This is a genomic window from Microbacterium oxydans (genome assembly GCF_006540085.1).
Lineage (GTDB): Bacteria > Actinomycetota > Actinomycetes > Actinomycetales > Microbacteriaceae > Microbacterium > Microbacterium oxydans.
This window is the reverse complement of the sequence record NZ_BJOG01000009.1, coordinates 124,017-149,832: the sequence shown is the minus strand read 5'-3', so window position 1 is coordinate 149,832 and position 25,816 is coordinate 124,017. Positions and strand designations below refer to the sequence as shown.

The 25,816-nt window shown below is 69.4% G+C and carries 23 protein-coding genes; 16 read left to right on the top strand and 7 right to left on the bottom strand.

From position 1 onward, the window contains the following. The first annotated feature begins 174 nt into the window (after positions 1 to 174). The 14 genes from MOX01_RS17325 to MOX01_RS17260 all read left to right on the top strand — a co-directional run bounded on the left by MOX01_RS17325 (position 175) and on the right by MOX01_RS17260 (position 15,405). Positions 175 to 630, top strand: a complete 456-nt coding sequence (locus MOX01_RS17325; RefSeq protein WP_046746883.1) for an SRPBCC family protein — start codon at positions 175 to 177, stop codon at positions 628 to 630. A 136-nt stretch (positions 631 to 766) separates the two neighbouring features. Then, positions 767 to 1,345: a TetR/AcrR family transcriptional regulator gene (locus MOX01_RS17320; RefSeq protein ID WP_052748621.1), complete on the top strand. Its 579-nt coding sequence runs from the start codon at positions 767 to 769 to the stop codon at positions 1,343 to 1,345. Between the two features lie 184 nt (positions 1,346 to 1,529). Then, positions 1,530 to 2,846 carry a cytosine permease gene (locus MOX01_RS17315; RefSeq protein WP_230977980.1) on the top strand — a complete coding sequence of 439 codons (1,317 nt, stop codon included), beginning with the start codon at positions 1,530 to 1,532 and terminating at the stop codon, positions 2,844 to 2,846. After that, complete coding sequence (locus MOX01_RS17310) at positions 2,843 to 3,991, top strand: S-methyl thiohydantoin desulfurase family protein (RefSeq protein ID WP_046746881.1); 1,149 nt, start codon at positions 2,843 to 2,845, stop codon at positions 3,989 to 3,991. Before MOX01_RS17315 ends, MOX01_RS17310 begins: the two co-directional genes overlap by 4 nt. Continuing rightward, positions 3,991 to 5,541: a hydantoinase/oxoprolinase N-terminal domain-containing protein gene (locus tag MOX01_RS17305; protein WP_141370753.1), complete on the top strand. Its 1,551-nt coding sequence runs from the start codon at positions 3,991 to 3,993 to the stop codon at positions 5,539 to 5,541. Before MOX01_RS17310 ends, MOX01_RS17305 begins: the two co-directional genes overlap by 1 nt. A gap of 66 nt (positions 5,542 to 5,607) precedes the next feature. Further along, positions 5,608 to 6,675 (top strand): DUF998 domain-containing protein, encoded by a 1,068-nt coding sequence (locus MOX01_RS17300; protein ID WP_141370751.1) that lies wholly within the window; start codon positions 5,608 to 5,610, stop codon positions 6,673 to 6,675. A gap of 73 nt (positions 6,676 to 6,748) precedes the next feature. Continuing rightward, positions 6,749 to 6,997: a hypothetical protein gene (locus tag MOX01_RS17295; protein WP_141370749.1), complete on the top strand. Its 249-nt coding sequence runs from the start codon at positions 6,749 to 6,751 to the stop codon at positions 6,995 to 6,997. 68 nt (positions 6,998 to 7,065) lie between these two features. After that, the gene (locus MOX01_RS17290; RefSeq protein WP_141370747.1) at positions 7,066 to 9,948 is read left to right on the top strand and encodes a helix-turn-helix transcriptional regulator; all 2,883 of its coding nucleotides are present in this window, start codon (positions 7,066 to 7,068) and stop codon (positions 9,946 to 9,948) included. Between the two features lie 74 nt (positions 9,949 to 10,022). Then, complete coding sequence (locus MOX01_RS17285; RefSeq protein WP_017831237.1) at positions 10,023 to 10,226, top strand: cold-shock protein; 204 nt, start codon at positions 10,023 to 10,025, stop codon at positions 10,224 to 10,226. A 242-nt stretch (positions 10,227 to 10,468) separates the two neighbouring features. Further along, complete coding sequence (locus tag MOX01_RS17280) at positions 10,469 to 11,494, top strand: iron-siderophore ABC transporter substrate-binding protein (protein ID WP_061016188.1); 1,026 nt, start codon at positions 10,469 to 10,471, stop codon at positions 11,492 to 11,494. A 33-nt stretch (positions 11,495 to 11,527) separates the two neighbouring features. Beyond that, positions 11,528 to 12,577, top strand: a complete 1,050-nt coding sequence (locus MOX01_RS17275) for a FecCD family ABC transporter permease (protein ID WP_141370745.1) — start codon at positions 11,528 to 11,530, stop codon at positions 12,575 to 12,577. Further along, entirely contained in the window at positions 12,574 to 13,656 is a 1,083-nt protein-coding gene (locus tag MOX01_RS17270; RefSeq protein ID WP_058632017.1) for a FecCD family ABC transporter permease, read from the top strand. Before MOX01_RS17275 ends, MOX01_RS17270 begins: the two co-directional genes overlap by 4 nt. Beyond that, positions 13,653 to 14,453, top strand: coding sequence for an ABC transporter ATP-binding protein (locus MOX01_RS17265; protein WP_045262087.1), 801 nt, complete (start codon positions 13,653 to 13,655; stop codon positions 14,451 to 14,453). The genes MOX01_RS17270 and MOX01_RS17265 overlap by 4 nt, the downstream gene beginning before the upstream one ends. Beyond that, positions 14,443 to 15,405, top strand: coding sequence for a siderophore-interacting protein (locus MOX01_RS17260; protein WP_141370743.1), 963 nt, complete (start codon positions 14,443 to 14,445; stop codon positions 15,403 to 15,405). Before MOX01_RS17265 ends, MOX01_RS17260 begins: the two co-directional genes overlap by 11 nt. A 156-nt stretch (positions 15,406 to 15,561) precedes the next feature. On the opposite strand, the gene MOX01_RS17255 is transcribed toward MOX01_RS17260, so the two are convergent. After that, positions 15,562 to 16,404 (bottom strand): alpha/beta fold hydrolase, encoded by an 843-nt coding sequence (locus tag MOX01_RS17255; RefSeq protein ID WP_141370741.1) that lies wholly within the window; start codon positions 16,402 to 16,404, stop codon positions 15,562 to 15,564. A 96-nt stretch (positions 16,405 to 16,500) separates the two neighbouring features. Here MOX01_RS17255 and MOX01_RS17250 point away from each other — a divergent pair, with 96 nt between their 5' ends. Together MOX01_RS17250 and MOX01_RS17245 are read left to right on the top strand one after the other, a co-directional pair. Next, complete coding sequence (locus MOX01_RS17250; protein ID WP_046746352.1) at positions 16,501 to 17,067, top strand: TetR/AcrR family transcriptional regulator; 567 nt, start codon at positions 16,501 to 16,503, stop codon at positions 17,065 to 17,067. Positions 17,068 to 17,174: 107 nt separating this feature from the next. Continuing rightward, on the top strand, positions 17,175 to 17,987 hold the full coding sequence (locus tag MOX01_RS17245; RefSeq protein WP_141370739.1) for a TspO-related membrane protein: 813 nt from the start codon (positions 17,175 to 17,177) through the stop codon (positions 17,985 to 17,987). On the opposite strand, the gene MOX01_RS17240 is transcribed toward MOX01_RS17245, so the two are convergent. Genes MOX01_RS17240 through MOX01_RS17215 form a run of 6 tightly spaced genes read right to left on the bottom strand, consistent with a single transcriptional unit; the run spans position 17,969 to position 25,740 of the window. After that, positions 17,969 to 18,640, bottom strand: coding sequence for a response regulator (locus MOX01_RS17240; RefSeq protein ID WP_046746772.1), 672 nt, complete (start codon positions 18,638 to 18,640; stop codon positions 17,969 to 17,971). The two genes, MOX01_RS17245 and MOX01_RS17240, sit on opposite strands and share 19 nt — an antisense overlap. Next, a complete protein-coding gene (locus MOX01_RS17235) occupies positions 18,637 to 21,195 on the bottom strand; it encodes an ATP-binding protein (protein WP_058632011.1) in 2,559 nt (852 codons plus the stop codon). Before MOX01_RS17235 ends, MOX01_RS17240 begins: the two co-directional genes overlap by 4 nt. Further along, on the bottom strand, positions 21,192 to 21,794 hold the full coding sequence (gene kdpC / locus MOX01_RS17230) for a K(+)-transporting ATPase subunit C (protein ID WP_141370737.1): 603 nt from the start codon (positions 21,792 to 21,794) through the stop codon (positions 21,192 to 21,194). The genes MOX01_RS17235 and kdpC overlap by 4 nt, the downstream gene beginning before the upstream one ends. Before the next feature lie 27 nt (positions 21,795 to 21,821). Next, on the bottom strand, positions 21,822 to 23,969 hold the full coding sequence (kdpB, locus tag MOX01_RS17225) for a potassium-transporting ATPase subunit KdpB (protein WP_174799800.1): 2,148 nt from the start codon (positions 23,967 to 23,969) through the stop codon (positions 21,822 to 21,824). A 2-nt stretch (positions 23,970 to 23,971) separates the two neighbouring features. Continuing rightward, the gene (gene kdpA, locus MOX01_RS17220; protein ID WP_141370735.1) at positions 23,972 to 25,651 is read right to left on the bottom strand and encodes a potassium-transporting ATPase subunit KdpA; all 1,680 of its coding nucleotides are present in this window, start codon (positions 25,649 to 25,651) and stop codon (positions 23,972 to 23,974) included. After that, positions 25,651 to 25,740, bottom strand: a complete 90-nt coding sequence (locus MOX01_RS17215) for a potassium-transporting ATPase subunit F (protein WP_017201862.1) — start codon at positions 25,738 to 25,740, stop codon at positions 25,651 to 25,653. The genes kdpA and MOX01_RS17215 overlap by 1 nt, the downstream gene beginning before the upstream one ends. Between the last annotated feature and the right edge of the window lie 76 nt (positions 25,741 to 25,816).

Genomic DNA, 25,816 nt, shown 5'->3' with positions numbered 1-25,816 from the left:
GCTAGTCGTGCCGGTCGGTGCGTCGGGGAGTGCCGCTACGGGTCGGCTGAGGATCGCCCATCGCGCGTCGACCGGAATGTCGGGGAACCGGCGGCGGATGTCAACCCCGTCGCCGATCCCCGCGATCTGCGGCTGAATGGGATCACACGAACGACGAACAGTGAGGAGCATCCCATGGTGCAGATCATCGAGACCATCGACGTCGACGTTCCCGTCCGCACGGCCTACAACCAGTGGACGCAGTTCGAGAGCTTCCCGAAGTTCCTCGACGAGGTCGAATCGATCACCCAGATCGACGACACGCACACCCACTGGAAGGTGAAGGTCGGTGGCGCGACTCGCGAGTTCGACGCCGAGATCACCGAACAGCACCCGGACGAGCGTGTCGCGTGGAAGAGCACGGGAGGCGAGACCGAGCACGCGGGCGTGGTGACGTTCCACACGCTCACCGACACCTCGACGCGGGTCACGGTGCAGCTCGACTGGGAACCTGAGGGACTGCTCGAGAAGCTGGGCTCGCTGGTCGGCGTGGGGGGACACGCCGTGAAGAAGGACCTCGAGAACTTCAAGGAGTTCATCGAGGGCCGCGGAGTCGAGACCGGCTCATGGCGCGGCGACGTGGAAGCCTGACCGGAGATCAGATGCAGAGAAGGCCCGACGGCTCAGCCGTCGGGCCTTCTCCATGTCGGAGGATGTCGGGCTCGGTCTTGCGAACCAGGAGGTGCGGGGTTACGCTCTGCCTAACTAATAGTCGTTAGGCACTCACATGACCAGAGCAACGATCCTCGCGGAAGCACGCACGATCTTCGCGCGCCAGGGCTACGCGGAGACGAGCCTGCGCGAGATCGCCGAGGCCGTCGGGATCAAGACCCCCTCGCTCTACGCGCACTTCCCGAGCAAGGAGGCGCTGTACGCGGAGGTGTACGCCGCGGTCTCGGTCGAGCACACCGCCTTCTTCGACGAGCTGGTGCGCAGCAGCAGCACCCTCGAGCCGCTCGCTCGTCTGCAGCACCTGCTGGGCGGGATCGAGGCGTACTACCGCGACCGTCCCGACCTCGCGGAGTTCAGCCTCAGGGCCGCGGTCTCCGAGTACGGGCCCGGTGGCGAGCAGCTGCGTCAGATCTTCCTCGACTCGGAGTCGACCCTGGCTGCAGCCGTGCGCGAGACCTACGACGACGGCGTCTCGGCTGGGGCCTTCGTCCCCGGCGATGCCGACGGCTTCACCGCGCTGGTGTTCGTCGTCATGGATGGTCTGTTCCTGCAACTCACCCATTACACGCCGGAGATCTACCGCGAGCGCTTCGACCAGGCCTGGCGACACCTTTCCACGATCCTCTCCCGATGAACCCTGCCGCACAGATGCGGTGACCCTCGACGATCGCCGGCAGGGAGCCACGAGCTCCCTCCGGCACCGCGTCACCCGGCCGCACCGCGAGCCGCCCCCCCCGACCCGCCCTGCGAGGCGTCCGCACTCCGGGAACCCGAATCCCCGCCGACGCACTCGCAGGGCCACATCCCAAGGAATGATGATGACCACCACCGACTACGAGCACGGCGTCGTGCCCCAGGACCAGCGCAAGAGCTGGCTGTCGATCGCCACCGTGTGGATCGCGATCGGCATCGACCTCTCCGGGGCGTTCCTCGGCGTCTCGCTCGCATCCGGAATGGCCTTCTGGCCGGCGATCGCCGCGACGATGCTCGGTTCGCTCCTGCTCGGTCTGCTCGCGATGGCATGCGCGTACGTCGGCGCAGCCACCGGACTCTCCACCGCGATGATCTCGCGCGCCGTGTTCGGCCGGGTGGGCGGAGCGATCCTCGCCCTGGCGATCGCCGTCAGCCTCGTCGGCTGGTACGCCGTGCAGGCGGGCTTCTTCGGCGCCAACGCGCAGATCGCCTTCGCCGAGTTCACCGGCATCGATGTGCCCGTGCAGGTGTTCACGGCGATCGGCGGCGTGCTGATGGCCATCACCGCGTTCTGGGGCTACCGCTCGATCAACCGCCTCAGCACCCTCGCCGTGCCGCTGCTGCTCCTGCTCCTCATCGTCGGCGTCATCGTCGCATTCACGGTGAACGGTGCGGCGGGGCTCGATGCTCCGGTCGAGGCGACGTTCACGTTCGGCGGCGCGGTCTCGCTCGTCATGGGCATCTTCATCCTGGGCGTCGTGCTCGCCCCCGACATGGCGCGCTGGGCCAAGACCCCGAGACAGGCCATGATCGCCGGCTTCGTCGGCTTCTTCTTCGGCAACTCGATCATCCTGGTCGTCGCGATCCTGCTCGCCCGCATCATGGACGGCACCGAGCTGATGGCGATCTTCTTCGCGCTCGGCCTCGGTGGCGTCGCGGTGATCGTGCTGATCCTGGCGCAGTGGACAACGAACACGACCAACCTCTACTCGGCGGGTCTCTCGTTCGCGTCGATCAGCGAGCGGCTGAGCCGACGCACCGTAACCGTCGTGCTCGGCGTGATCGGCATCGTCGTCGGTGTGATCGGGGCCGCCGACTACTTCGTGCAGTTCATCCTCGTCATCGGCACCATCATCGCCCCCTACGGCGGCGTGTACCTGGCATCGTTCTTCACGGGCCGCAAGACGGTGCGCTGGGCCCATGGCGCCACCGTGCCGATGGTCGACGGCTGGTCGATCGCCGCCTGGGTGGTCGGCATCTTCGTGGCGGTCGCGACCACGAACCCGGCGGACGGACCCGGCTTCGGATGGTTCACCCTCACGTCGATCTCGGCCCTCGACGGACTGCTCGTCGGCTTCGTCGCGTACCTCGTGCTGCTTCCGCTTCGCCGCCGCGTCGCTCCCGATGCGCCGGCTCCGGCCACGGACGAGGTGATCGCATGAGCGCTGTCGTCACGACGCCCATGATCACCGAGGCCGACATCGACGAGATCGCGCTCGGGGCCGCCGTGCTCGGCACCGGTGGTGGAGGAGACCCGCACGTGGGATCGCTCATGGCCAAGCGGTTGATCCGCCTGCACGGACCCGTACGACTGCTCGCGGTCGATGAGCTGACCGACGACGACTTCGTCATCCCGATCGGAGGCATCGGCGCGCCATCGGTGAGCGTGGAGCGCATCCAGGCCGAGTCCGAGCTCAGGGCGGCGCTGGACGCCATCGAACGCGCGGTCGGTCGCACGCCCACGGCCGTGATGCCCATCGAGGTCGGCGGAGGCAACTCGATGATCCCGATCGCCGCGGCCGCCCTCGCCGGGCTGCCGGTGGTCGACGGCGACGCCATGGGTCGTGCCTTCCCCGAGGCGCAGATGGTCACCTTCCACCTGGCCGGCTATGGACCAGGAACGACAGTGCTCGTCGACCATCACGGCAACGAAGTGGTCAGCCGTCCTGTCGACGGTGCATGGTCGGAGCGCATCGCGCGGTCCGTCACCGTCGAGATGGGCGGAGGGGCGACCATGATCGACTACGCGTACGGCGGCGACGTGGTGCGCGAGTGCGCGATCCCTGGCACGCTCGGGCTGGCCCAGCGCATCGGTCGTATCCTGCGCGGACGGGATGCGGCCGGCAGGGAGCTGCGCGACGACGAGCGCATCGACGCCCTGTGTGCCGACCTCGACGCCGTGCGGCTGTTCGACGGGAAGGTCGCCGACCTGCAGCGCGCCGTCGACGGCGGCTTCACCCGCGGTGCGGCTGAGCTCGTCGGTGTCGGCGACGACCGGGGGAGCGCGTTCCGGCTCGACTTCCAGAACGAGATGCTGCTCGGACGGAGGGATGGTGTGCTGGCTGCCGTCACTCCCGACCTGATCGCGGTGCTCGACCTGGCCACGGGCATGCCGATCACGACCGAGTCCCTGCGCTACGGCGCTCGGGTCGCGGTCATCGCGATCCCCAGTCACGAGAAGTGGCGCACGCCGATCGGTCTGGAGACAGCGGGACCCGCTCACTTCGGCTACGACGTGCAGTGGGTTCCGGTGGAGGACATCGCACAGCGGTCCGCTGCGCGCACGACGGACGGGGAGGTCGCGTGATGGCCGGCAGGTATCGCATCGGCATCGACGTCGGTGGCACGAACACCGACGCCGTAATCCTCGACGAGCGTCTAGAGGTGGTGGCCTCGGTCAAGCGTCCGACGACGGCCGATACGGGCGATGGCGTGGCTGCTGCGATCGACGCCGTGCTGGCGGCCTCGGGTGTCGACGCCGCGCTCATCGGCCATGCGATGCTCGGGACGACGCACTGCACCAACGCGATCGTCGAACGGCGCGGTCTCGGCCGCGTCGGCATCCTCCGCCTCGGGGCACCGGCCACCACGGCTGTCCCTCCCCTGGAGGGGTGGCCGGACGATCTGCGGGCGGCGATCGGCGAGCACGTCCACCTGCTGGCCGGCGGATTCGAGGTCGACGGCCGCGTGCTCTCCCCTGTCGACGAGGAGGCGGTGCGCGCAGCCTGTCGGAAGATGCGCGGCGAGGTCGACGCGGTCGCCGTCGTCGGCGTGTTCTCCCCCATCGATGAGAGCCAGGAGGAACGCGTCGCCACGGTCGTGGTCGAGGAGCTCGGCGTCCCGGTCTCGCGGTCGGCACGGATCGGCTCGCTCGGGTTGCTCGAGCGCGAGAACGCGACCGTGCTGAATGCCGCGCTGATGCAGACGCTCCGGCAGATGGCCGCGGGCTTCGTCGCGGCTCTGCGGGACCGGGGCATCCCTGCCACGCCGTACTTCGGCCAGAACGACGGCACTCTCATGCAGCTCGAGTACGCGCTCGAGTTCCCCGTGCTCACCATCGGCTGCGGGCCCACGAACTCCATCCGCGGAGCCGCGCACCTCTCGGGTGCCACCGACGCCCTCGTGGTGGACATCGGCGGTACGACGACCGACATCGGCGTTCTCGTCGACGGGTTCCCCCGCCAGTCGGCGCACGCGGTCGAGATCGGCGGCATCCGCACGAACTTCCGCATGCCGGATGTGCTCTCGGTCGGCCTCGGCGGCGGCACGATCATCCGTGGGACCCCGGCGGGTGCCACGGTCGGTCCGGACAGCGTCGGCTATCGGCTCCCGCAGGAGGGCCTCGCCTTCGGTGGCTCCACGCTCACGGCGACTGACGTCGCCCTGGCGGTCGGCGGGGCTGCGATCGACGGCATCGACGCGCCCGTCGTCCCCGCAACGGTAGGAGCGGCGGCCTGGAGCGCGATGCGGGCGATCCTGGAGGACTCGATCGACCGGATGAAGCCGAATGCCGCCCCCGTCCCGGTGATCCTGGTCGGCGGTGGGGGGATCATCGCCCCGACCGTGCTCGACGGCGTCGCCGAGCTGATCCGTCCCGACCACTTCGGGGCTGCCAACGCGGTCGGCGCCGCCCTCGGCGAGGTCGCCGGACAGATCGAGAAGATCTACCGCGAGGACTCCGCCGACCAGCGGGCCTCTCGGGCGGATGCCGCGGCGGAGGCGACAGAGCGTGCCCGACTCGCCGGTGCCGACCCGGCGACGATCGAGGTCGTCGCGGTGGAGGAGCTGCCCGTCGCGTACTCCGACGGTACGGCCGTGCTGATCCGCGCTCGAGCGGTGGGGCGCCTGGCCGCCTGACGTCCCCGCCGCACGCCTCGGACGGGTGGGGTTCCGCCCGTCCGAGGCGCGTGCTTGCATGGGCGCATGGAGCACGACGCGAAGCTGCGCGGCGAGACGAGGGCGATCTGGGCGACCGCGCTCTGCTTCGTGGTCGGTGCAGTCGCGGGCATGCTCGTGCTGGGCGGTGACGCGCGCCCGCTCACGGGGGAAGGTGCGCTCGCGATGCCGGCGGCGGTGGTCGCCGGGGGCATCGCAGCGGGGGCGTTCCTCACGAGCACCCTGGTGCACCGCCGCGGCGAGACCGCCTCGATGCCGCGGTGGCAGGCGGTGGTGTCCGATCTCTCGACCGGAGCCCTGACCATCGCGTTCGGGGCCGTCACCGTGATGGGGGTGCTGCTCGCGGCAGAGGTGCTGGCGGCCGGTCTCCAGGGCTTGCAGCTCGCGGCGGTCGGTGGCGGGGTCCTGACCGGCGTGGCCGCGGCGGTCGGCGGGCGCTTCGCGTTCGGGGCCGGCATCGACCTGCGCACGTCCGCCCTCGCTGCGCTCCTGTTCGGCTTCCTCGTGATCGGCACGCTTTTCGCGATGGTCACCGCCGCCGATCCGCGTTGGTGGGAGCAGAACTTCTCCCAGCTCGGCGTCGGATGGGCGTTCAACGGCACCCTCGTGGTCGCCGGTCTGCTCGTCGCGACCGTCGGCTCGTACATCGGCCGCGACCTGCACCGGATGCTCGGCGACGCCGTGCTCTCCCGCATCGCCCTCGTCGTGGCGCTGTGGGCGGCGTCCGGGATCGCGCTCGCCGCCGTCGGGCTGCTGCCGCTGCACCGCGTGCCGGTTCCGCACGACATCGCGGCTCTCGGCGCGCTCGTGCTGTTCGCCGCGGCCGCTGCCACCACGGTCGCGAGGGTCCCTGGACATCCTCGCGCGCTGTCGATCACCTCGGTCGGTGTGGGTCTGCTGGTCGTGATCGCGCTGGTCCTGTGGGTGCCCTTCGGCGTGTACTCCACCACTGCGGTCGAGGCGATCGTCGTCGGACTCGGGCTGCTGTGGATGGCGACACTCGTGCGTGTGCTCGCGATCCTGGTGCCGGCCAGGTCTCGACCATCCGGGCGTCTGCGGCTGATGCGGGCGGGCGCGGGGCCGGGCGAAAGATAGGGCATCTGTCCGATGTACCGGGGGTACCTCAGAGCGGAGTGTAGGGATACAGCGAACCGTCGAGGAGAACCCCATGTTCGAGCACCCCTATCTCCACCAGCAGCTCACCAGGCATGACCAGGAGCAGATGGAGCGCGCCGCTGCGAGGCGCCTCTCCCTGATCGAGCACGCCGACCAGATCGTGCCGCGGCCGGAAGGAGCGATCCGGCGGATGCTTCGCCACGCGTTCGGTCGCTCGGCGGGCGACTCGGCAGCGACGACGCCGGGGAAGGCGCGGGTCACGGCCGCGTGCGACACGGCAGCGGCGGCGCACGCGCAGTGAGCAGAACCATCGCGCACAGCGCACATCCGACGGACCCGAATGTCGGTCGGGGGTGGGACGATGAGTCCATGCCCCCTTTCGCGTCGAGCGCTGCGATGGTCGGCCGTGAGGCCGAGCTGGCAGAGGTGCGTCGATCGTTCGCGGGCGTGCGCGACGGCATCCCCGCAGCCTTGCTCGTCGAGGGCGAGGCGGGTATCGGCAAGTCGCGGCTGCTGCGGGAGTTCGCCACCGAGATCGCACCGACCGCCGACGTGCACGTGGGGTGGTGCCTCGACCTCGGCGCTTCGCGCACGCCGTACGGTCCCCTCACCGGAATCCTCCGCTCGATCGTGCTGCGCATGGGTGTCGACCGGGTGCGAGAGTCGGTGGGTGTGGGTGTCGAGGCTCTCGGCATGCTGCTCCCCGAGCTCGTCGATTCCCCGACCGACCGCGATCGCACCAGCCCCGAGCGTCTGCGCGACGCCATCGCCTCACTCATCGAAGCGGCTGCCGAACGTGCCCCTCAGGTGCTCGTGGTCGAAGACCTGCACTGGGCGGACGAGTCCACTCTCGCCATCCTCTCCTTCCTGCTGCGGGCCCTCAGCCGCGGCCGCATCCTGCTGCTTCTCACCTGCCGCACCGACGACGTGCGTCGTGGCGATGCCGTGAGCCGCTTCATCGGCGAGGCCACCAGAGCCCGGCTGCTCGAGCGCCTCACTCTGGGCCGCCTCGACGAGACCGCCGTGCGGGAGCTGGCCGAGCAGATCACCGGCCGTGCGCTCACCGCGAGTGCGCTCGACCGCATGCAGGAGCGGGCCGAGGGCGTGCCCTTCTTCATCGAGGAGATCGCCGGATGTTCGAACGGCCCGCTCCCCGATGGCCTTCGTGATCTGCTGCTGGCTCGTTTCGATCGCCTCGGCGACGACGCGCGCCACGTCGTGCAGGTCGTCTCCGGTGCGGAACGCCCGCTCTCGCATCCGCTCATCACGAGCCTGGTCGAGCTGCCGGAGCAGCGGCTCGACGAAGCGATCCGCGAGGCGACCCGCAGCGGCATCCTCGTTGTCGGCGACGACGACTACCGTTTCCGGCACGCTCTGCTGCGCGAAGCCGTGCATGACGACCTGCTCCCCGGCGAGCGGGCGCGACTGCACCGCGCATACGCCGAGGCGCTCGAAGCGCAGTGCGCCGGGTCCGATTCCAGCGATGCCGCCGCGCTCGCGTACCACTGGCAGCTGGCGCAGGACGATCGGAGGGCCCTGGTCGCCGCCGCCGACGCGATGCGTCACGCGAAGGGACAGTACGCGTTCGCGAGTGCCGCCCGTTTCGGCGAGCTGGCCCTGGAGCTCTGGCCGCTCGTGCCCGACCCCGCAGACGCGGCCCGTATCGAGCGTCTCGAGCTGCTGCTGGTGCTCGGCTCCATCCTGCGCAATGCGGGTGATGGTGAACGGGCGCTCGCCGTGGCCAACGTCGCGCTCGCCGAAGTCGACCCGGAGACGGTCGATCCGCGGCTGCACGCTCGCCTCCTCCGCAACAAGGCGCTGTATCTCGTCAACCTCGGGCGCCTCGGAGCCATCCCGCTGCTGCAGCAGGCTCTCGCGATCGCCGACGAGCGGATCGGCGATGAGGTGTTCCGGGCGGAACTGCTCAACCAGCTGGCGAGCCGCCGGATGATCGCGGGCGATCGTGAGGAGGCGATCCGGCTCGCTGACGAAGCCGAGCGCGGGGCGGCCGGAGCCGAATCCACGGATCAGCTGTCGATCGCCGCGAACGTGCGCGGAGGTTCGCTGGCGCACCTGGGTCGCATCGACGAAGGCGTGCGCGAGTACGAGCGTGCGCGTGAGCTCGCGACGGGTTCCAACGCCGAGATGCGCTATCGGGTGAACTACTCCGACCTGCTCACGCTGTTGGGGCGCTACCGAGAGGCCGTCGAGGTCGCAGAGGAGGGGCTGCGGCGCGCTCGCGAACTCAGGGTCGAACGCACCTCGGGGTCGATCATGGCGCAGAACATGGTCGTCCCCCTGCTCGAGCTCGGCGAGATCGACCGGGTCGAGGAGATGCTGTCGCGGGACTTCGTGCAGGGGACTCTGCGCGTGTTCCGCATGTACATGAGCATGACGCGCGTGCGGGTGCTGGCGTGGCGCGGGCGGTCGGCGGAGGCCGCAGAGCTCCTGCGGGCCTGGCTTCCCGCGTTCGAGGAGACGGGCGTCTCCGAAAGGCAGATCTGGTACGACCGCGTGATGATGATCGTCGCCGTCGCCGAGAGTCGAGGAGACCTCCGCGGGGCGCTCGATACGATCCTCGAGATGCTGGAGAACGATGAGCCGGCGCTGCTGCACCAGCGTCGTCTGCTGCTGGAGGGAGGCGCGATCATCGCCGAGCTGCGGGCGGCAGGAGTCGACGTCTCGGGGGCGTCCACCGCGATCCGTGCCGCGTGGTCCAGCCAACCGGCGCAGCTGCAGCACGACGCATGGGAGACGATCCTCGACGCCCTCCTCGACCCGCACCCTGACGCTCTCGCCGAGGCGCTGCGGTGCGCGGAGGGGGAGGACGTGCCGGTGATCTTCCGCGCCGTCCTCCGTCTGGAGCAGGCACGCGTGCTGGTCCGCGAAGGAGACCGGATCGCTGCGGGCGCTGTGCTCGCCGAGGCTGAAGCCCTCGCGGAGTCTCTCGGCAACGCTCAGCTCCAGTCCGCCGTCTCCCGGTTCGCCACAGACGCGGGGTTGAGGGGAGACGCGGTGTCAGCGTCGAGCACCGACCCGCTCACCGCGAGGGAGCGGCAGGTGCTCGAGCTCATCGCCGAAGGCCTGAGCAACCGCCAGATCGGTGAGCGCCTGTTCATCAGCGTGAAGACCGTGAGCGTGCATGTGTCCGCCGTGCTGCGCAAGCTCGGCGTGAGCACACGCACCGAAGCAGCTCTCCTGAAGAAGAATGACCAGCCCCGCACTGCGGCGGAGCCTGCCGTGGTAGCGTGACAGTGCGCGCGTCTCGGATGTTCCGGTTCGGCGTAGGCCGTGAAAACGGCTAAGTCAACAGAAAGTAGAAACACATGGCCACTGGCACTGTGAAATGGTTCAACGCGGAAAAGGGCTTCGGCTTCATCGCTCCCGATGACGGCTCGGACGACCTTTTCGCCCACTACTCGGCTATCGCCGGCTCCGGTTTCAAGGAGCTCCGCGAGAACCAGAAGGTCGAATTCGACGCTGAGCGTGGCCCCAAGGGCATGCAGGCGGCGAACATCCGCGCTCTCTGAGCGCGCGCTGACTTCCTGAAACCGGTCGGACCCTCACGGGTCCGGCCGGTTTTTTCGTGCGCTGCCGCCGTTCGAATCGCGCGGATGGTTCCATCCGGCGGCAGTTCACTTCCATTCGCGCGATTCGAACGGGGAATCTCAGGGTGAGGATCACCTAACCTCCGTGTTAGATTAGGCCAGGCTTACCAAAGGCTGGGCGCATCACCCGTGCCGCCCCCTCACCCCGAACCGAAGGAACGCCTGTGCGCACCTCTCGAATCCTCGCCATCGGCGCGGCCGCCGCGCTCGCCATCGGCCTATCCGCCTGCGCATCCTCCGCGCCGGAGTCGACCTCGACCGCCGGCGGCAACCCCGCCTCCGACGACGCCTTCCCCGTCACCGTCGAGCACGTCTACGGCGAGACCACGATCACCGAGAAGCCCGAGCGCGTCGCGACCGTGGCCTGGGCGAACCACGAGGTGCCGCTGGCGCTGGGTATCGTTCCGGTCGGCATGAGCAAGGCCGCCTGGGGCGACGACGACGACAACGGTGTGCTGCCCTGGGTCGAGGAGAAGCTCGACGAGCTGGGTGCCGAGACGCCGGTGCTGTTCGACGAGACGGACGGTATCGACTACGAGGCCGTCGCCGACACCGAGCCCGACGTGATCCTCGCCGCCTACTCCGGTCTGACGCAGGAGGAGTACGACACCCTCTCCAAGATCGCCCCGGTCATCGCCTACCCGAAGGTCGCCTGGGGCACCTCGGTCGACGACATGATCGAGATGGACTCCAAGGCCCTCGGCCTCGAGAAGGAGGGTAAGGCCCTGATCGAGCAGCTCGACGCCGACGCGCAGAAGGCCCTCGAAGCGAACAGCGTGCTCAAGGACAAGAAGGTCCTGTTCTCCTACATCGACCCGACCGATCTCAGCCAGATCGGCTACTACACGGCGATCGACACCCGCCCCGGCTACCTCCACGACCTCGGCCTGCCGTTCCCCTCGATCGTCGAGGAGAACAAGGACAGCGACCAGTTCTACCTGACCGTCAGCGCGGAAGAGGCGCAGAAGTTCGACGACGTCGACCTGTTCATCACGTATGGCGACGAGTCGATCATCCCGCTGCTGCAGGCCGACCCGCTGCTGTCGAAGATCCCGGCCATCGCCGAGGGACGCATCGCCGTCCTTCCCGACGCCACCCCGATCGCGGCCTCCGCGAACCCGTCGCCGCTGTCGATCCCGTGGGGACTCAGCGACTACCTCGCACTCCTGGCCGCGCCGCTGTCCAAGTAGCCGTTCCATCCGCAGCAGCGGAGTGAATGCTCAGTGACCTCAGCAACCGTCATCGCACCAGAACCGGGCGCCGCAGACCTGCGGCGCCCGGTGCTGGTGCGAACCATCTGGCTCCTCGTCGGGCTGGTGGTGCTCGTCGTCCTCAGCGTCCTGTCGATCTCCTTCGGCGTGCGCGCGGTCTCGTTCGACGACATCGTCGCCGCGCTCACGGGCCACACCGACACGATCGCCGAGGCCGCGATCGTGAAGCGCATACCGCGCACCGTGCTCGCCCTCCTCGTCGGCGCTGCACTCGCCCTCTCCGGAGCGACCATGCAGGCGGTCACTCGGAACCCGATCGCCGACCCCGGCATCCTCGGCGTCTCGAACGGCGCCTCCCTGGCGGTCGTCTGCGGCATCGCCTTCTTCGGACTCGCCGACCCCTACGGGCAGATGGCCTTCGCGATCCTGGGCGCCGGCGTCGCCGCCGTCTTCGTCTACACGGTCGGCTCGCTCGGGCGCGGGGGAGCGACACCTCTCAAGCTCGCACTCGCGGGGGCGGCGACATCGGCCGCCTTCGCCTCGCTCATCAGCGCCGTGATGCTGCCCCGCGTCGACCTGCTGCAGACGTTCCAGTCCTGGCAGATCGGCGGCGTCGGCGGAGCGGAGTGGCCGCGCATCGCCCTGACCGCGCCGGTGCTCGCCGTCGGCGCCCTCATCTGCTTCCTGTGCTCGCGGGGCATGAACTCCCTCGCCCTCGGCGACGAGATGGCCAAGGGTCTCGGCGAGAACGTGTTCCGCACCCGCATGATCTCGGCACTCGGCGCCGTGATCCTCGCCGGGGCCGCGACCGCGATCGCCGGGCCCATCGGATTCGTCGGGCTGATCATCCCGCACGTGTGCCGCATGCTGGTGGGGACCGACCACCGTTGGCTGCTTCCGTTCTCGGCCATCGCCGGCGCCGCCCTGCTGACGGCGAGCGACATCGTGGGCCGCGTGATCGCCCCGTCGTCCGAGGAGATCCAGGTCGGGATCATCACCGCCATCATCGGAGCGCCGTTCTTCATCTGGATCGTCCGTCGGCAGAAGGTGCGTGAGCTGTGAGCACGACCGAGCACACCGAGCACACCCTCGAACGCGGCGAGGAGTCCGCCTCCGCCCGCATCACGCGGATCGTCGCGGGCCGACGCTCGCGCCACCGTCGTCACGCGATCGCCACGATCGTGCTCGGCGTCCTGGTCCTCGCCCTCTTCGCGGTCGCTCTCATGGTGGGGAACACGTTCTACACGCCGGACGAGGTGATCCGCGTGATCCTCGGCGAGACCGTGCCGGGGGCGTCGTTCACGGTGGGCGACCTGCGGCTGCCGCGCGCGGTGCTCGCCGTGCTCACCGGCATCGCCTTCGGCATGGCGGGCGTCTGCTTCCAGACGATGCTGCGAAACCCCCTCGCCTCGCCCGACATCATCGGCATCTCCAACGGCGCCGGAGCTGCAGCCGTGTTCGGCATCATCGTGCTCTCCGTCAACGGGCCGGTCGTGTCGCTGCTCGCGCTCGTCGGTGCCGTGGTCACGGCCTTCGTGATCTACCTCCTCTCGATCAAGGGCGGCTTCGCCGGCACACGACTCATCCTGATCGGGATCGGCATCGCGGCGATGCTGCAGAGCGTCATCTCCTACCTGCTGTCGCGCGCGGCGAACTGGGACATCCAGACCGCGATGCAGTGGCTCACCGGAAGCCTCAACAACGCGTCGTGGGAGCGGGTGCTGCCGATGGCGATCGCCGCGCTGATCATCGTGCCGCTGATGCTGTCGCAGGGCCGCGCACTCGGAGCGCTCCAGCTGGGAGACGATTCGGCGGCGGGACTCGGCATCCGCGTCAACGCCACCCGCCTGCTGCTGATCCTCGGTGCGGTCGCGCTGCTCGCATTCGCGACGGCCGCCACCGGGCCCATCGCCTTCGTCGCGTTCATGGCGGGGCCCATCGCCGCGCGCATCACGGGTCCAGGCGCGAACCTGCTCCTGCCGTCGGCGTTCGTCGGGGCTCTGCTCGTGCTCGCCGGCGACCTCATCGGCCAGTTCGCCTTCGGAACCCGCTACCCCGTCGGAGTCATCACCGGCGTCGTCGGTGCGCCGTACCTGATCTATCTCCTCATCCGCACCAACCGCTCCGGGGGTTCGCTTTGACCGTCTCGCACAGCCTGTCCGCCGAGGGCGTCACGCTCGCCTACGGCGACCGCACCATCATCGACGGTCTCGACCTGCAGATCGCCCCCGGCCGCATCACGACCATCGTGGGAGCGAACGGATGCGGCAAGTCGACGCTGCTGCGTTCGCTCGCCCGTCTGCTGTCGCCGAGCGACGGGCAGATCGTGCTCGACGGCAAGTCGGTGCACGCACGCCCGACCAAGGAGGTCGCGCGCATCCTCGGGCTGCTTCCGCAGTCGCCCGTCGCGCCGGAGGGCATCGCGGTCGCCGATCTGGTCGGCCGCGGACGGCACCCGCATCAGAAGATGCTCGCCCGCTGGAGCACGCACGATTACGAGGTGGTGGCAGACGCCCTCGACGCGACCGGCATCTCCGATCTCGCCGACCGCAGCGTCGACGAGCTCTCGGGCGGTCAGCGCCAGCGCGTGTGGATCGCGATGGCGCTCGCGCAGGAGACCGACATCCTGCTGCTGGACGAGCCGACCACCTTCCTCGACGTCGCCCACCAGGTCGAGGTGCTCGACCTGCTCACCGACCTGAGCGTCTCGCGCGGCACCACGATCGTGATGGTGCTGCACGACCTCAACCTCGCGGCCCGCTACGCCGACGAGCTGGTGGCGATGAAGGACGGGCGGGTGCACGCGACCGGTGCGCCGCAGGACATCGTCACCGCCGAACTCGTCGAAGAGGTCTTCGGCCTCGCTAATCAGATCACCATCGATCCGGTCTCCGGCAAGCCGATGGTCACACCCATCGGGAGGCACCATGTCCGCTGAGACGACCACGACCGAGCGCCCGACCTACATCCTCACCCGCGCCGAGGTGCGGGCCGTCGCGCGTATCTCGCCCTCCTTCGTGCGGGTGACCTTCGGTGGAGACGAGTTGAGCGAGTTCGGCACACCGGGCGAGGTGTTCGACAGCCGTATCAAGCTGGTCTTCCCGCCCGCGTCCGGGGTGCTGCCCGACCTCGACCGGACGTCGGACAACTGGTGGCAGGCCTTCCTCGCCGTGCCGGAGGAGGAGCGCGGGTCCATGCGCACCTACTCCGTGCGCGAGCTGCGGGTCGACGACGAGACCGGGACCGAGGTCGACGTCGACTTCGTGCTGCACCTCGAGCCGGGTCTGACCGGGCCGGCCTCCCTGTGGGCGAGCCAGGCCGCGGTCGGGCAGGAGCTGTACCTGGTCGGTCCGCGTCGTGGCGTGGACGTGGACGCGCACGGAGGGGCCGAGTTCGCCCCCGGTACCGCGGTATCGGTCGTGCTCGCGGGCGACGAGACGGCTGCTCCGGCGATCGCCCGCATCCTGGAAGATGCGCCTCGCGACCTGCGCGGTGTCGCCTTCATCGAGGTGCCCTCGCCTGCCGACATCCTGCGCATCGACGTGCCCTCAGGGGTCGAGGTGCACTGGCTTCCCCGTGATGCCGGCGAGCCGCACGGGCTGCGACTGATCCCCGCCGTGCTCGGCTACCTCGGAGACGCCGACGCTGCGGACGAGATCCGGGTGAAGGACATCGACGGCGAGGACCTGCTGTGGGAGACGCCGGAGTACTCCGGTCTCGGCGAGGACATCGCCACGGCCGACGCTCCGGCCGAACGCTACTTCTGGATCGCGGGGGAGAGCGGCGTGGTCACCACGCTGCGTCGCCACCTGGTCAAGGACCTCGGCATCGACCGCAGCCAGGTGGCCTTCATGGGCTACTGGCGCCGCGGTGTCGCCATGCGCGGCTGACCCCCCTCCTCCCTCTTCCTGCCCTTCCTCCTTCCTGCCGAAACGGAGACGACCCGAGCATCCGCCGGCGTGTCTTGTGTGGGCGCGCCGCCCGGATGCCGGGTCGTCTCCGTTTCGGCCTGCCTGCCCCGGAGTGGACGGCTGGCGGGGAAGGGGTTACTTCGCGAGGAAGGTCTTCAGCGCGGCGTTGACCTCGTCGGCGTGGGTCCAGAGCAGGCCGTGCGGGGCGCCCTCGACCTCGACGTAGTCGGCCTTCGGGACCGCCTGGTGGAAGCGGCGCGCGGTGGCATCGATCGGGAGGATGTTGTCCTTCGTGCCGTGCAGGATGAGCGTGGGCTTCGCGGCCGCTGCCACAGCCTCTACGTCGGAGCGGAAGTCCTCGATCCAGGCGGGCACGACGGCGTAGGCAGCCACTGGCGCGCTGCCGATCGCGACGTTCCAGCTGCCGGTCACGGCCTGCTCGCTGATGCGCGAGCCGAGGTTCTCGTCGAGGTTGTAGAAGTTCTTGTAGAAGTCGGTGAACCACGCGAAGCGATCGCCCTTCGCCGCGGCCTCGATGCCGTCGAAGACCTCCTGCGGCACGCCCTCGGGGTTGTCGTCGCGCTGCACGAGGAACGGTTCGAGCGAGGCGAGGAAGGCGAGCTTGGCGACGCGCTCGTGTCCGTAGCGGGAGACGTAGCGGGCGAGCTCGCCGGTGCCCATCGAGAAGCCGACGAGCACGACGTCGCGCAGGTCGAGGGTCTCGAGCACCGTGTTGAGGTCGGCGGCGAACGTGTCGTAGTCGTACCCGGAGTTCACCTTGGAGGACTGGCCGAATCCGCGGCGGTCGTAGGTGATGACGCGGTAGCCCTGGGCGAGGAGTTCGCGGGTCTGGCGCTCCCAGCTGTGCCCGTCGAGCGGGTAGCCGTGGATCAGGACGACGGGCTGACCGGCTCCCTGGTCTTCGTAGTAGAGCTCGATCGCGGTGCTGTTCTCGTTTCCGACGGTGATGTAGCCCATGGTCCTGATCCTTTCGGTTCCGGTGAGAACGGTCGTTCTCGCTCGATGTCCTCAATCTAGAGAACGTTCGTTCTCGTGTCAAGTAGACTTCTGGACATGACCGAAGACGAGGCTCGCGAGCGCATCCTGTCCGCCGCGGAGGAGCTCTACTACCGCAAGGGCTACGCCGCTGTGGGCATGGACGAGCTGCGCTCGGCCGCCGGCGTGTCGCTGCGCCGCCTCTACGCGCTCTTCCCTGCCAAGAGCGACATCGTCGCGGCCGTGCTGGCGCGCAAGCACGCGGAGTGGGAGTCCGGCCTCTCGGGGGCGGTGTCGGATGCGGGGGATGACCCCCGTGCGCGCATCCTGGCCGTCTACGGGTACCTCGAGAACTGGTTCTGCGCCGACGACTTCCGTGGCTGCGCCTTCATCAATGCGTTCGGCGAACTCGGCGGCACCAATGTGGAGGTCGCGGAGATCGTGCGGGCGCACAAGGCGTCATTCCAGGAGTACATGGCCGGCCTCGTCGCCGACACCGGAGCTCCGCCCGCGCTCGCCGCGCAGCTGTCGATCCTCGCCGAAGGAGCGCAGAGCACCGCGGCGATCTCGGCCGATCCGGCCGTCGCCGCACAGGCACGGGGTGCGGCCGAGGTGCTGATCGACGCGGCTTTCGCCCGCGCCTGAACTCTCGCCCGGCGCATCATCCATATTTTGGCTAACCTGGTTAGCGAAACGGCGCACCTCTGTCAAGGCCGGTGCGATCGAGGAAGGACAGCCGTAGCCTTCGGGGCATGGAATCACGCACGAAGGGCATCGGTCGTCAGGCGCTGATCATCGCGGCGGCGACATTCATGGTGATCGCGGCCGCTGTCGGGGCCGGAGCATTCGGCGGCGCGTCCGTCGACGATCTTCAGGACGGGGCGCTCTCGGCTCAGGGCTCGTACCTCGCGCCGGCGGGGCCCGCATTCTCGATCTGGTCGCTGATCTACCTCGGGCTGATCGCCTACACGGTGTGGCAGGCGCTCCCCGCTCAGCGGCAGGATCCGCGTCAGCAGGCCGTGGGCGGGTGGATCGCCGCCTCGATGGTGCTGAACGGGCTGTGGCTGGTGACCGCACGGTTCCTGACGCTGTGGCTCACGGTCGTCGTGATCGCGGCGCTCCTGGCCGTGCTCGCGCGGGTGATCGTGCTGCTCGGCCGCTTTCCCTCCCGGAACCTCGCCGACCGCATCCTCACCGACGGCGCGAACGGCCTGCACTTCGGTTGGGTCACCATCGCGACGGTGGCGAACACGGCCGCGTGGTTTACGCAGATCGCTCCGGAGAGCTGGGCGCAGGCAGCGGATGCCTGGGCCATCGCCGTGCTCATCGTGGTCCTGGTGATCGGGGCTGCCGCGGCGTGGGCCACCGGACGCATCGCTCCTGCCCTCGCGACGGCCTGGGGTCTCGCCTGGCTCGCGGTCGGTCGCCTCACGGGAGAACCCGAGAGCACCGCGACGGCGATCGCCGCGATCATCGTGGCCGTGCTGCTCGTGCTCACCGGGGTCGCGGCGGTCGTGCGCCGGTCGCGCGCCCGGAGCGCGGGGGCTCAGAGCACGAGCCGGTAGCCCATGCCCGATTCGGTGAGCAGATGCACCGGAGCACCCGGCTCCTGCTCCAGCTTCTTGCGCAGCTGCGACATGTACAGGCGCAGGTAGCCGGAGTCGGACACCTGCTCACTGCCCCAGATCTCCTTGAGCAGATCCTGGCGGGTGACGAGTGCGCCCGGGTGCCGGGACAGGTGCTCCAGCATGCGCCACTCGGTCGGCGTGAGGTGCACCCTCGTGCCTCCGCGGGTGACGGTCTTGGTCGAGAGGTCGACCACCACATCGCCGAAAGCCACCGTGGACTCGCCGCCCGCCGGAGCAGACCGTCGTGACAGCGCCCGCAGGCGTGCCAGCAGCTCGTCCACCTGGAAGGGCTTGGTCACGAAGTCGTCGGCACCGGCGTCGAGTGCCTCGACCTTGTCGGCGGACCCCGTGCGTCCCGACACCACGATGATGGGCACGTTGGTCCATCCGCGAAGCGCCTGGATGACCTCGATGCCGTCGAGGCGGGGCATGCCGAGATCGAGCATGATGAGATCCGGATGCGTCTGCGCGGCTGCGGCGATCGCGGCCGCTCCGTCGGGGGCGACCACCACGTCGTAGCCGTGGGCGGCGAGGGTGATCCGCAGGGCGCGGACCATCTGCGGATCGTCGTCGGCGATGAGGAGCTTCACTCCGTGCCTTCCATGTCGCGGGATCCTGCGGCCAGCGGCAGGGAGATGACCATCGTGAGGCCGCCGCCGGGGGTGTCCTCGGGTGTCAGGGTACCGCCCATGCCCTCGGTGAACCCGCGCGACAGGGCGAGTCCCAGACCGAGTCCCGTGGTGTTGTCGGTGTCGCCGAAGCGTTGGAACGGCTGGAAGATGCGGTCGCGTCGCTCGGGCGAGACGCCTTCCCCGCGGTCGATGATGCGGATCTCGGCACGGTCGCCGAGAGCGCTCGTGGAGACGATGATGCGTGAGTCGTCAGGGGCATGCCGGTGGGCGTTGGCGATCACGTTGACCAGCACGCGAAGGAGCAGCACGGGGTCGGCGTGCAGCGGGGGCAGATCGGGGTCGAGGGCCAGCTCGACGTCGGACGGGCCGAGACCCAGCTCGTCGACGGCTGCGAGCACGATGCCCGCAGCGTCCATCCGGGACGATGAGACCGCCAGGACTCCGGCCTGCACGCGGCTCACGTCGAGCAGATCCGTGACGAGCGTCGACAGCGTCGCGAGGCTCTCGTCGGCGGTCGCGAGCAACTCGGCGCGGTCGGACTCCGAGAGTCCGTGGGCACCGCGAAGGCCACCGATCGCGGCGACCGCGGAGGCGAGCGGACGCCGCAGATCGTGGCTCACGGCCGACAGCAGAGCGCTGCGCACCTGATCGGTCTCGGCCAGAGCCTCAGCCTCCCTGGCGGTGGCCCGCAGATCGGTGTGCTCGATCGCGGCGGCGAGCTGGGCGACGATCGCATCCAGCAGCCGACGCTCGGGACCGGCGAGCGGCTCTCCGTTCAGTTCGAGCACCGCACGGGGACCCCCGCCGGTGACCACTCCGACCGGGATGGTCGTGGCGCGTCCGTCGGCCACGGGCTCGCCGTCGCTCGCCAGCACCTCGCCATCCGGTGCGAGCAGGCGCACGCCGCTCAGGCCGAACGCCTCTCGGGTGCGGCTGACCAGGGCGAGCACCGCATTGTCACCGCGCAGCACGTTGCCGGCGACGGCGGCGAGCAGCTCGGCTTCGGCGGCCGCACGTTGGGCGGTGCGGGCTCGACGGGCAGCCTGGTCGACGATGATGCTGACCAGGATCGCGATCACGACGTAGAGCGCGAGAGCCAGCACGTGCAGCGGGTGCGCGATCGTGATCGTGAAGAGCGGCGCGACGAAGAGGAAGTCGAGGGTGATGCCCGAGAGCACGGCGGCGAACACCGCGGGACGGATGCCGCCGATGAGGGCGACCACGACCACGAGCAGCTGGTAGGCGAGCACTTCGGCGGTGATCGACTCGGGACTGCGATACGTGTACATGATCCACGACAGGATCGGACCGAACACCAGGGCGACGCCGAACCCCAGCAGCTGCCGCCGCCAGCCCAGAGCCCCGCCCTTGATGCGCGGGAGCACCATCCGCCCGCCCGCCGCGGCATGGGTGACGATGTGCACGTCGATGTCGCCGGAGCGCCGGATGACCTCCGAGCCGATGCCGGGACCGGTGAGAGCGGCGGCCAGTCGGCTGCGTCTGCTGACGCCGATCACGAGCTGAGTGGCGTCGGCGCCCTGTGCGAACTCGACGAGTGTGGCAGGGATGTCGTCGCCGACGACCTGGTGATAGGTGCCGCCGAGCGATTCCACGAGGGTGCGCTGTGCGGCGAGGGCACCGGGCGTCTCGTCGCGCAGACCGTCCTGCGCGGAGATGTGCACGGCGAGCAGTTCCCCACCGGCGGAGCGGGCCGCGATCCTGGCTCCACGGCGGAGGAGGGTCTCGCCCTCTGGCCCTCCGGTCAGGGCGACGACCACGCGCTCCCTGGCCTGCCATGTGCCCTCGATGCCCTGCTCGGCACGGTAGCTGCGCAGCGCGCTGTCGACCTCGTCGGCGAGCCAGAGCAGGGCCAGCTCGCGCAGTGCGGTGAGGTTGCCGAGGCGGAAGTAGTTCGACAGGGCGGCGTCGATCCGCTCGGCGGGATACACGAGTCCTGCCGACAGGCGATCACGCAGGGTCTGCGGGGCCAGATCGACGACCTCGATCTCGTCGGCGGCACGGACCACGGCGTCCGGAATCGTCTCCTGCTGTGCGATGCCGGTGATCTTCTCGACCACGGCGTTGAGCGACTCGATGTGCTGCACGTTGACCGTGGTCACCACGTCGATGCCGGCGTCCAGCAGCTCGTCCACGTCCTGCCAGCGCTTCGCGTTGCGGGAGCCGGGGGCGTTCGTGTGCGCCAGTTCGTCCACGAGGGCGATCTCGGGCGCGCGGCCGAGCACGGCGTCCACGTCGAGCTCGGTCAGCGCGACTCCGCGGTGCAGGTCGACTCGCCGTGGAACCTCGGGGAGCCCTGCAGTCTGCGCCTGTGTCGCGGCGCGCTCGTGCGTCTCCACGATCGCGATCACGACATCGTGGCCCTCGTCGAGCATCCGCCGTCCCTCGGCGAGCATCTCGTAGGTCTTGCCGACGCCGGGGGCGGCCCCGAGCAGGACTCGGAGCCGCCCCCGGCGCTGGTGGCCCTGGGCTCGACGAAGAGGTGCTGCGGTCATTCGCCCTCCCGGTCATCGAGCGCGAGGTTGAGTTCGGCGACGTTGATGCGCTCCTCGCCGAGGAATCCCAGATCCCGCCCTTGAATCCTAGACTCCACGAGGTCGCGCACCTCCTGCGTGGACAGCCCGCGGGCCTCGGCCACCCGCGGCACCTGCAGCAGCGCATACGCCACGCTGATGTGCGGATCGAGACCCGAGCCCGAGGAGGTGACCGCGTCGGCCGGCACCTCCGACGGGTCGACGCCCTCGCGTTCCGCGATCGCGGCCTTGCGCTCGGCGATCGCGGCGACCAGGTCGGCGTTCTCGGGTCCGAGGTTGCTGCCGCTGGAGCCGGCTCCGTCGTATCCGTCGCCCGCGGCAGAGGGGCGTGACTGGAAGTACTTCGGCAGCGCCTCCCCGTCGGCATCCGTGAAGGACTGGCCGATCAGCGCGCTTCCCCTGTCGTTGGGGAGGGGCGAGCCGTTCGCCTGCCACGGGAGCAGGAGCTGGCCGATGCCGGTGACCAGGAGTGTGTAACCGACGCCGAGCAGGAGCGTGAGCACGAGCATCGCGCGGACGGCGACACCGGTGGTGCGGAGAGCGGTGCGAGTGGATGACATGTTCTGGATTCCGTTTCAGAGCCGGGGTCAGAAGCCCGGGATGAGGCTGATCACGAGGTCGATGAGCTTGATGCCGATGAACGGGGCGATCACACCGCCGAGACCGTAGATCAGCAGGTTTCGTTGCAGGATCTGCGAGGCGCTCGCCGGGCGGTACTTCACCCCTCGCAGGGCCAGCGGGATCAGGAACACGATCACGATCGCGTTGAAGATGATCGCACTGGTGACAGCGGAGGCCGGCGAGTGCAGCTGCATGATGTTCAGGGCCGCGAGTCCGGGGAAGACCCCCATGAACATCGCCGGGATGATCGCGAAGTACTTGGCGATGTCGTTCGCGAGCGAGAACGTGGTGAGCGCTCCGCGCGTGATGAGCAGCTGCTTCCCGATGCGCACGATGTCGATGAGCTTGGTGGGGTCGGAATCGAGGTCGACCATGTTGCCCGCCTCTTTCGCCGCCGAGGTGCCGGTGTTCATCGCGACGCCGACATCGGCCTGCGCGAGGGCGGGGGCGTCGTTCGTGCCGTCACCGGTCATCGCGACCAGGCGTCCTCCTTCCTGCTCCCGCCGGATGAGCTCGAGCTTGTCTTCGGGGGTGGCCTCGGCGAGGAAGTCGTCGACACCGGCCTCCTTCGCGATGGCGGCGGCCGTGAGCGGGTTGTCGCCCGTGATCATGACGGTGCGGATGCCCATCGCCCGCAGCTCGTCGAAGCGCTCGCGCAGGCCGTCCTTCACGATGTCCTTGAGGTGCACGACGCCGAGGATGCGGGCGTTCGAAGGGCCTTTCACCGCGACGACGAGAGGAGTGCCGCCGCTCTCGGCCACGGCGTCGGTGCGACTCGTGAGTTCGAGGTCGTCGCCGTCGAGTCCGAGCCAGGCGCGGACAGCGGAGCCGGCACCCTTGCGGATCTGCGTGCCGTCGGCCAGGTCGAGGCCCGACATACGGGTCTGTGCCGTGAACGGAACGACAACGGCGTCATCGGGGGCGATCACCCGGATGCCCTGCGCGGCCGCGAGTTCGACGATCGAGGCACCCTCTGGGGTGGGGTCCGCAAGAGACGACAGCGCCGCGACGCGCAGCAGCTCGTCTGCATCGACACCCGGAAGAGCCAGCACCTCGTGCGCCCGGCGGTTGCCGTACGTGATGGTGCCCGTCTTGTCGAGCAGCAGGGTGGTGACATCTCCCGCGGCCTCGACCGCACGACCGGACATCGCGAGCACGTTGCGCTGCACGAGCCGGTCCATGCCGGCGATGCCGATGGCCGAGAGCAGCGCCCCGATGGTGGTCGGGATCAGGCAGACGAGCAGGGCGATGAGCACCGGGATGCTGACGGGGGAGGCGGCGTACGACGCGATCGGGTTCAGGGCCAGCACCACGACCACGAAGATGATCGACAGGCTCGCGAGCAGGATGTTCAGCGCGATCTCATTGGGAGTGCGCTGACGGCTGGCACCTTCGACGAGCGCGATCATGCGGTCGACGAAGGTCTCGCCCGGCTTCGAGGTGATGCGCACCACGATCCGGTCCGACAGCACCCGGGTGCCACCGGTCACCGCACTGCGGTCGCCACCGGACTCTCGGATCACTGGAGCGCTCTCGCCCGTGATCGCCGACTCGTCGACGGTGGCGATGCCCGAGACGATGTCGCCGTCGCCGGGGATCAGCTCGCCCGCCGTGACGATCACGATGTCGTCGCGCTGCAGCTCGGCCGACGAGACCTGGGCGGTCGCTGCGTGCTCGGTCGCGGCATCCGCCGTGCCGTCGTAGCCGACCACGCGCCGGGCCATCGTGCTGGTGCGGGTCTTGCGCAGGCTCGCGGCCTGCGCCTTGCCGCGGCCCTCGGCGACAGACTCGGCGACGTTCGCGAACAGCACCGTCAGCCACAGCCAGATGGCGATTCCCCAGGTGAACGGCGCGGGCACCGGGGTGCCGCCGGAGTCCGCCGGGCCGCCCACGAACGGCTCGGCGATCGCGAGCACCGTCGTGAACGCGGCGCCGGCCCAGACCAGGAGCATGACGGGGTTGCGCACGAGAGCTGCCGGGTTGAGCTTGCGCACGGCGCCGGGAAGGGCCTGCACGAGCTGCGACCAGCCGAAGGAGCGCGGTGCGGTGGGGGCGGATGCCGCAGCATCCTGTTGTTCGGAGGAGGATTCCGCGGGGGTGGTGATGAGGGTCATGGTCAGACGAGTCCTTCAGCGAGCGGGCCCAGTGCGAGCACAGGGAAGTAGGTGAGCGCGGTGACGACGACCGTCACGGTGAGGAGCAGACCGACGAACTGGGGTCGGTGCGTCGGCAGGGTGCCGGAGGTGGCGGGGATGCGCTCCTGCGCCGCGAACGAGCCGGCGAGGGCCAGCACGAGCACGATCGGCAGGAACCGGCCGAGCAGCATCGCGATGCCGAGGGCGGTGTTGAACCACGGGGTGTTCGCGGTGAGTCCGGCGAAAGCGGAGCCGTTGTTGTTCGACGCCGAGGTGAAGGCGTAGAGCACCTCGCTCATGCCGTGCACCCCGGGGTTCAGGATGCTGGTGGACTCCACGTCCTCCCTGATACCGGGAATCGCGAAGCTCATCGCGGTGCCGACCAGCACCAGGGTCGGCGTCACCAGGATGTACAGGCTCGCGAGCTTGATCTCCCGCGGCCCGATCCGCTTGCCGAGATACTCCGGGGTGCGCCCGACCAGCAGTCCGCCGACGAACACCGCGATGATCGCGAGCACGAGCATGCCGTACAGGCCCGAGCCGACGCCACCGGGAGCGACCTCGCCGAGCATCATGTTCAGCATCGGCATCATGCCGCCGAGTGCCGTGTACGAGTCGTGCATCGAGTTGACGGCGCCCGTCGAGGTGAGGGTGCTCGCGCTGCCGAACAGGGTCGAACCCAGGATGCCGAAGCGCACCTCCTTGCCCTCCATCGCGGCCCCGGCGAGCTCGGGCGCCGTACCGCGGCCCGCGAGCTCGAGCGCCGAGAGGGCGAAGGTCGAGACGAGGAAGATCGTGCCCATGACCGCGGCGATCGCGTAGCCCTGACGATGATCGCCGACCATGCGGCCGAACGTGCGGGGCAGTGCGAACGGGATCACGAGGATCAGCAGCACCTGCAGCAGGTTCGTGAAGCCGGTCGGGTTCTCGAACGGGTGCGCGGAGTTGGCGTTGAAGAAGCCGCCGCCGTTCGTGCCGAGCAGCTTGATGGCCTCCTGCGAGGCGACAGGGCCGCCGGGGATGGTCTGCGTGCCGCCCGACACCGTGGTGACGTCGGTGAAACCGGCGAAGTTCTGGATCACGCCGCCTGCGAGCAGGGCCACGGCGCCGATCAGGGCGATCGGGAGGAGGAGGCGGCCGAGACCGCGGATCAGATCGACCCAGAAGTTGCCGATCGTGGTCGAACCCCGGCGGGCGAGACCGCGTATGAGGGCGATCGCGATGGTGAGACCGACCGCCGCCGAGACGAAGTTCTGCACCGTGAGACCAGCGAGCTGCACGGTGTAGCCCATGGTCTGCTCGGGGGAGTACGACTGCCAGTTGGTGTTCGCGACGAAGGAGGCGGCGGTGTTGAAGGAGAGCCCCTCGGGCACGGCCGGGAGCCCGAGCGACTGCGGCAGGAACGCCTGCAGCCGCTGAAGCCCGTAGACGAGGAGAACCCCGACGACCGAGAACGCCAGCACGCTGCGGGCATAGGCGCGCCAGGTCTGCTCGGACGACGAGTCGACCCCGATCAGCCGGTAGACGCCGCGCTCGACCCGCAGGTCGCGTGCCGAGGTGTAGACGTGGGCGATGTAGTCGCCAAGGGGGCGGTAGAGGAGCACGAGCACGACCACGACGGCCGCCACCTGCAGGATGCCGAACCAGATCGTCGCGTCCATCAGAACCTCTCCGGGGCGACGAGCGCCACCACGAGGTAGACGACGGCGGCGACCGCGAGGGCGGCCGCGAGGATCTCGAAGACGATCACAGTCGCTCCACCCCCTTGGCCGCCAGGGAGACGAGGGCGAACAGCGCGAGAGTCAGCGCGATGTAGATGATGTCGA

Excerpts from the sequence above, each read along its gene's own strand:
- MOX01_RS17325 (WP_046746883.1), top strand. The coding sequence starts at position 175 with ATGGTGCAGATCATCGAGACCATCGACGTCGACGTTCCCGTCCGCACG.
- MOX01_RS17320 (WP_052748621.1), top strand. The coding sequence starts at position 767 with ATGACCAGAGCAACGATCCTCGCGGAAGCACGCACGATCTTCGCGCGC.
- MOX01_RS17315 (WP_230977980.1), top strand. The coding sequence starts at position 1,530 with ATGACCACCACCGACTACGAGCACGGCGTCGTGCCCCAGGACCAGCGC.
- MOX01_RS17310 (WP_046746881.1), top strand. The coding sequence starts at position 2,843 with ATGAGCGCTGTCGTCACGACGCCCATGATCACCGAGGCCGACATCGAC.
- MOX01_RS17305 (WP_141370753.1), top strand. The coding sequence starts at position 3,991 with ATGGCCGGCAGGTATCGCATCGGCATCGACGTCGGTGGCACGAACACC.
- MOX01_RS17300 (WP_141370751.1), top strand. The coding sequence starts at position 5,608 with ATGGAGCACGACGCGAAGCTGCGCGGCGAGACGAGGGCGATCTGGGCG.
- MOX01_RS17295 (WP_141370749.1), top strand. The coding sequence starts at position 6,749 with ATGTTCGAGCACCCCTATCTCCACCAGCAGCTCACCAGGCATGACCAG.
- MOX01_RS17290 (WP_141370747.1), top strand. The coding sequence starts at position 7,066 with ATGCCCCCTTTCGCGTCGAGCGCTGCGATGGTCGGCCGTGAGGCCGAG.
- MOX01_RS17285 (WP_017831237.1), top strand. The coding sequence starts at position 10,023 with ATGGCCACTGGCACTGTGAAATGGTTCAACGCGGAAAAGGGCTTCGGC.
- MOX01_RS17260 (WP_141370743.1), top strand. The coding sequence starts at position 14,443 with ATGTCCGCTGAGACGACCACGACCGAGCGCCCGACCTACATCCTCACC.
- MOX01_RS17255 (WP_141370741.1), bottom strand. The coding sequence starts at position 16,404 with ATGGGCTACATCACCGTCGGAAACGAGAACAGCACCGCGATCGAGCTC.
- MOX01_RS17250 (WP_046746352.1), top strand. The coding sequence starts at position 16,501 with ATGACCGAAGACGAGGCTCGCGAGCGCATCCTGTCCGCCGCGGAGGAG.
- MOX01_RS17245 (WP_141370739.1), top strand. The coding sequence starts at position 17,175 with ATGGAATCACGCACGAAGGGCATCGGTCGTCAGGCGCTGATCATCGCG.
- MOX01_RS17235 (WP_058632011.1), bottom strand. The coding sequence starts at position 21,195 with ATGACCGCAGCACCTCTTCGTCGAGCCCAGGGCCACCAGCGCCGGGGG.
- kdpC (WP_141370737.1), bottom strand. The coding sequence starts at position 21,794 with ATGTCATCCACTCGCACCGCTCTCCGCACCACCGGTGTCGCCGTCCGC.
- kdpB (WP_174799800.1), bottom strand. The coding sequence starts at position 23,969 with ATGACCCTCATCACCACCCCCGCGGAATCCTCCTCCGAACAACAGGAT.
- kdpA (WP_141370735.1), bottom strand. The coding sequence starts at position 25,651 with ATGGACGCGACGATCTGGTTCGGCATCCTGCAGGTGGCGGCCGTCGTG.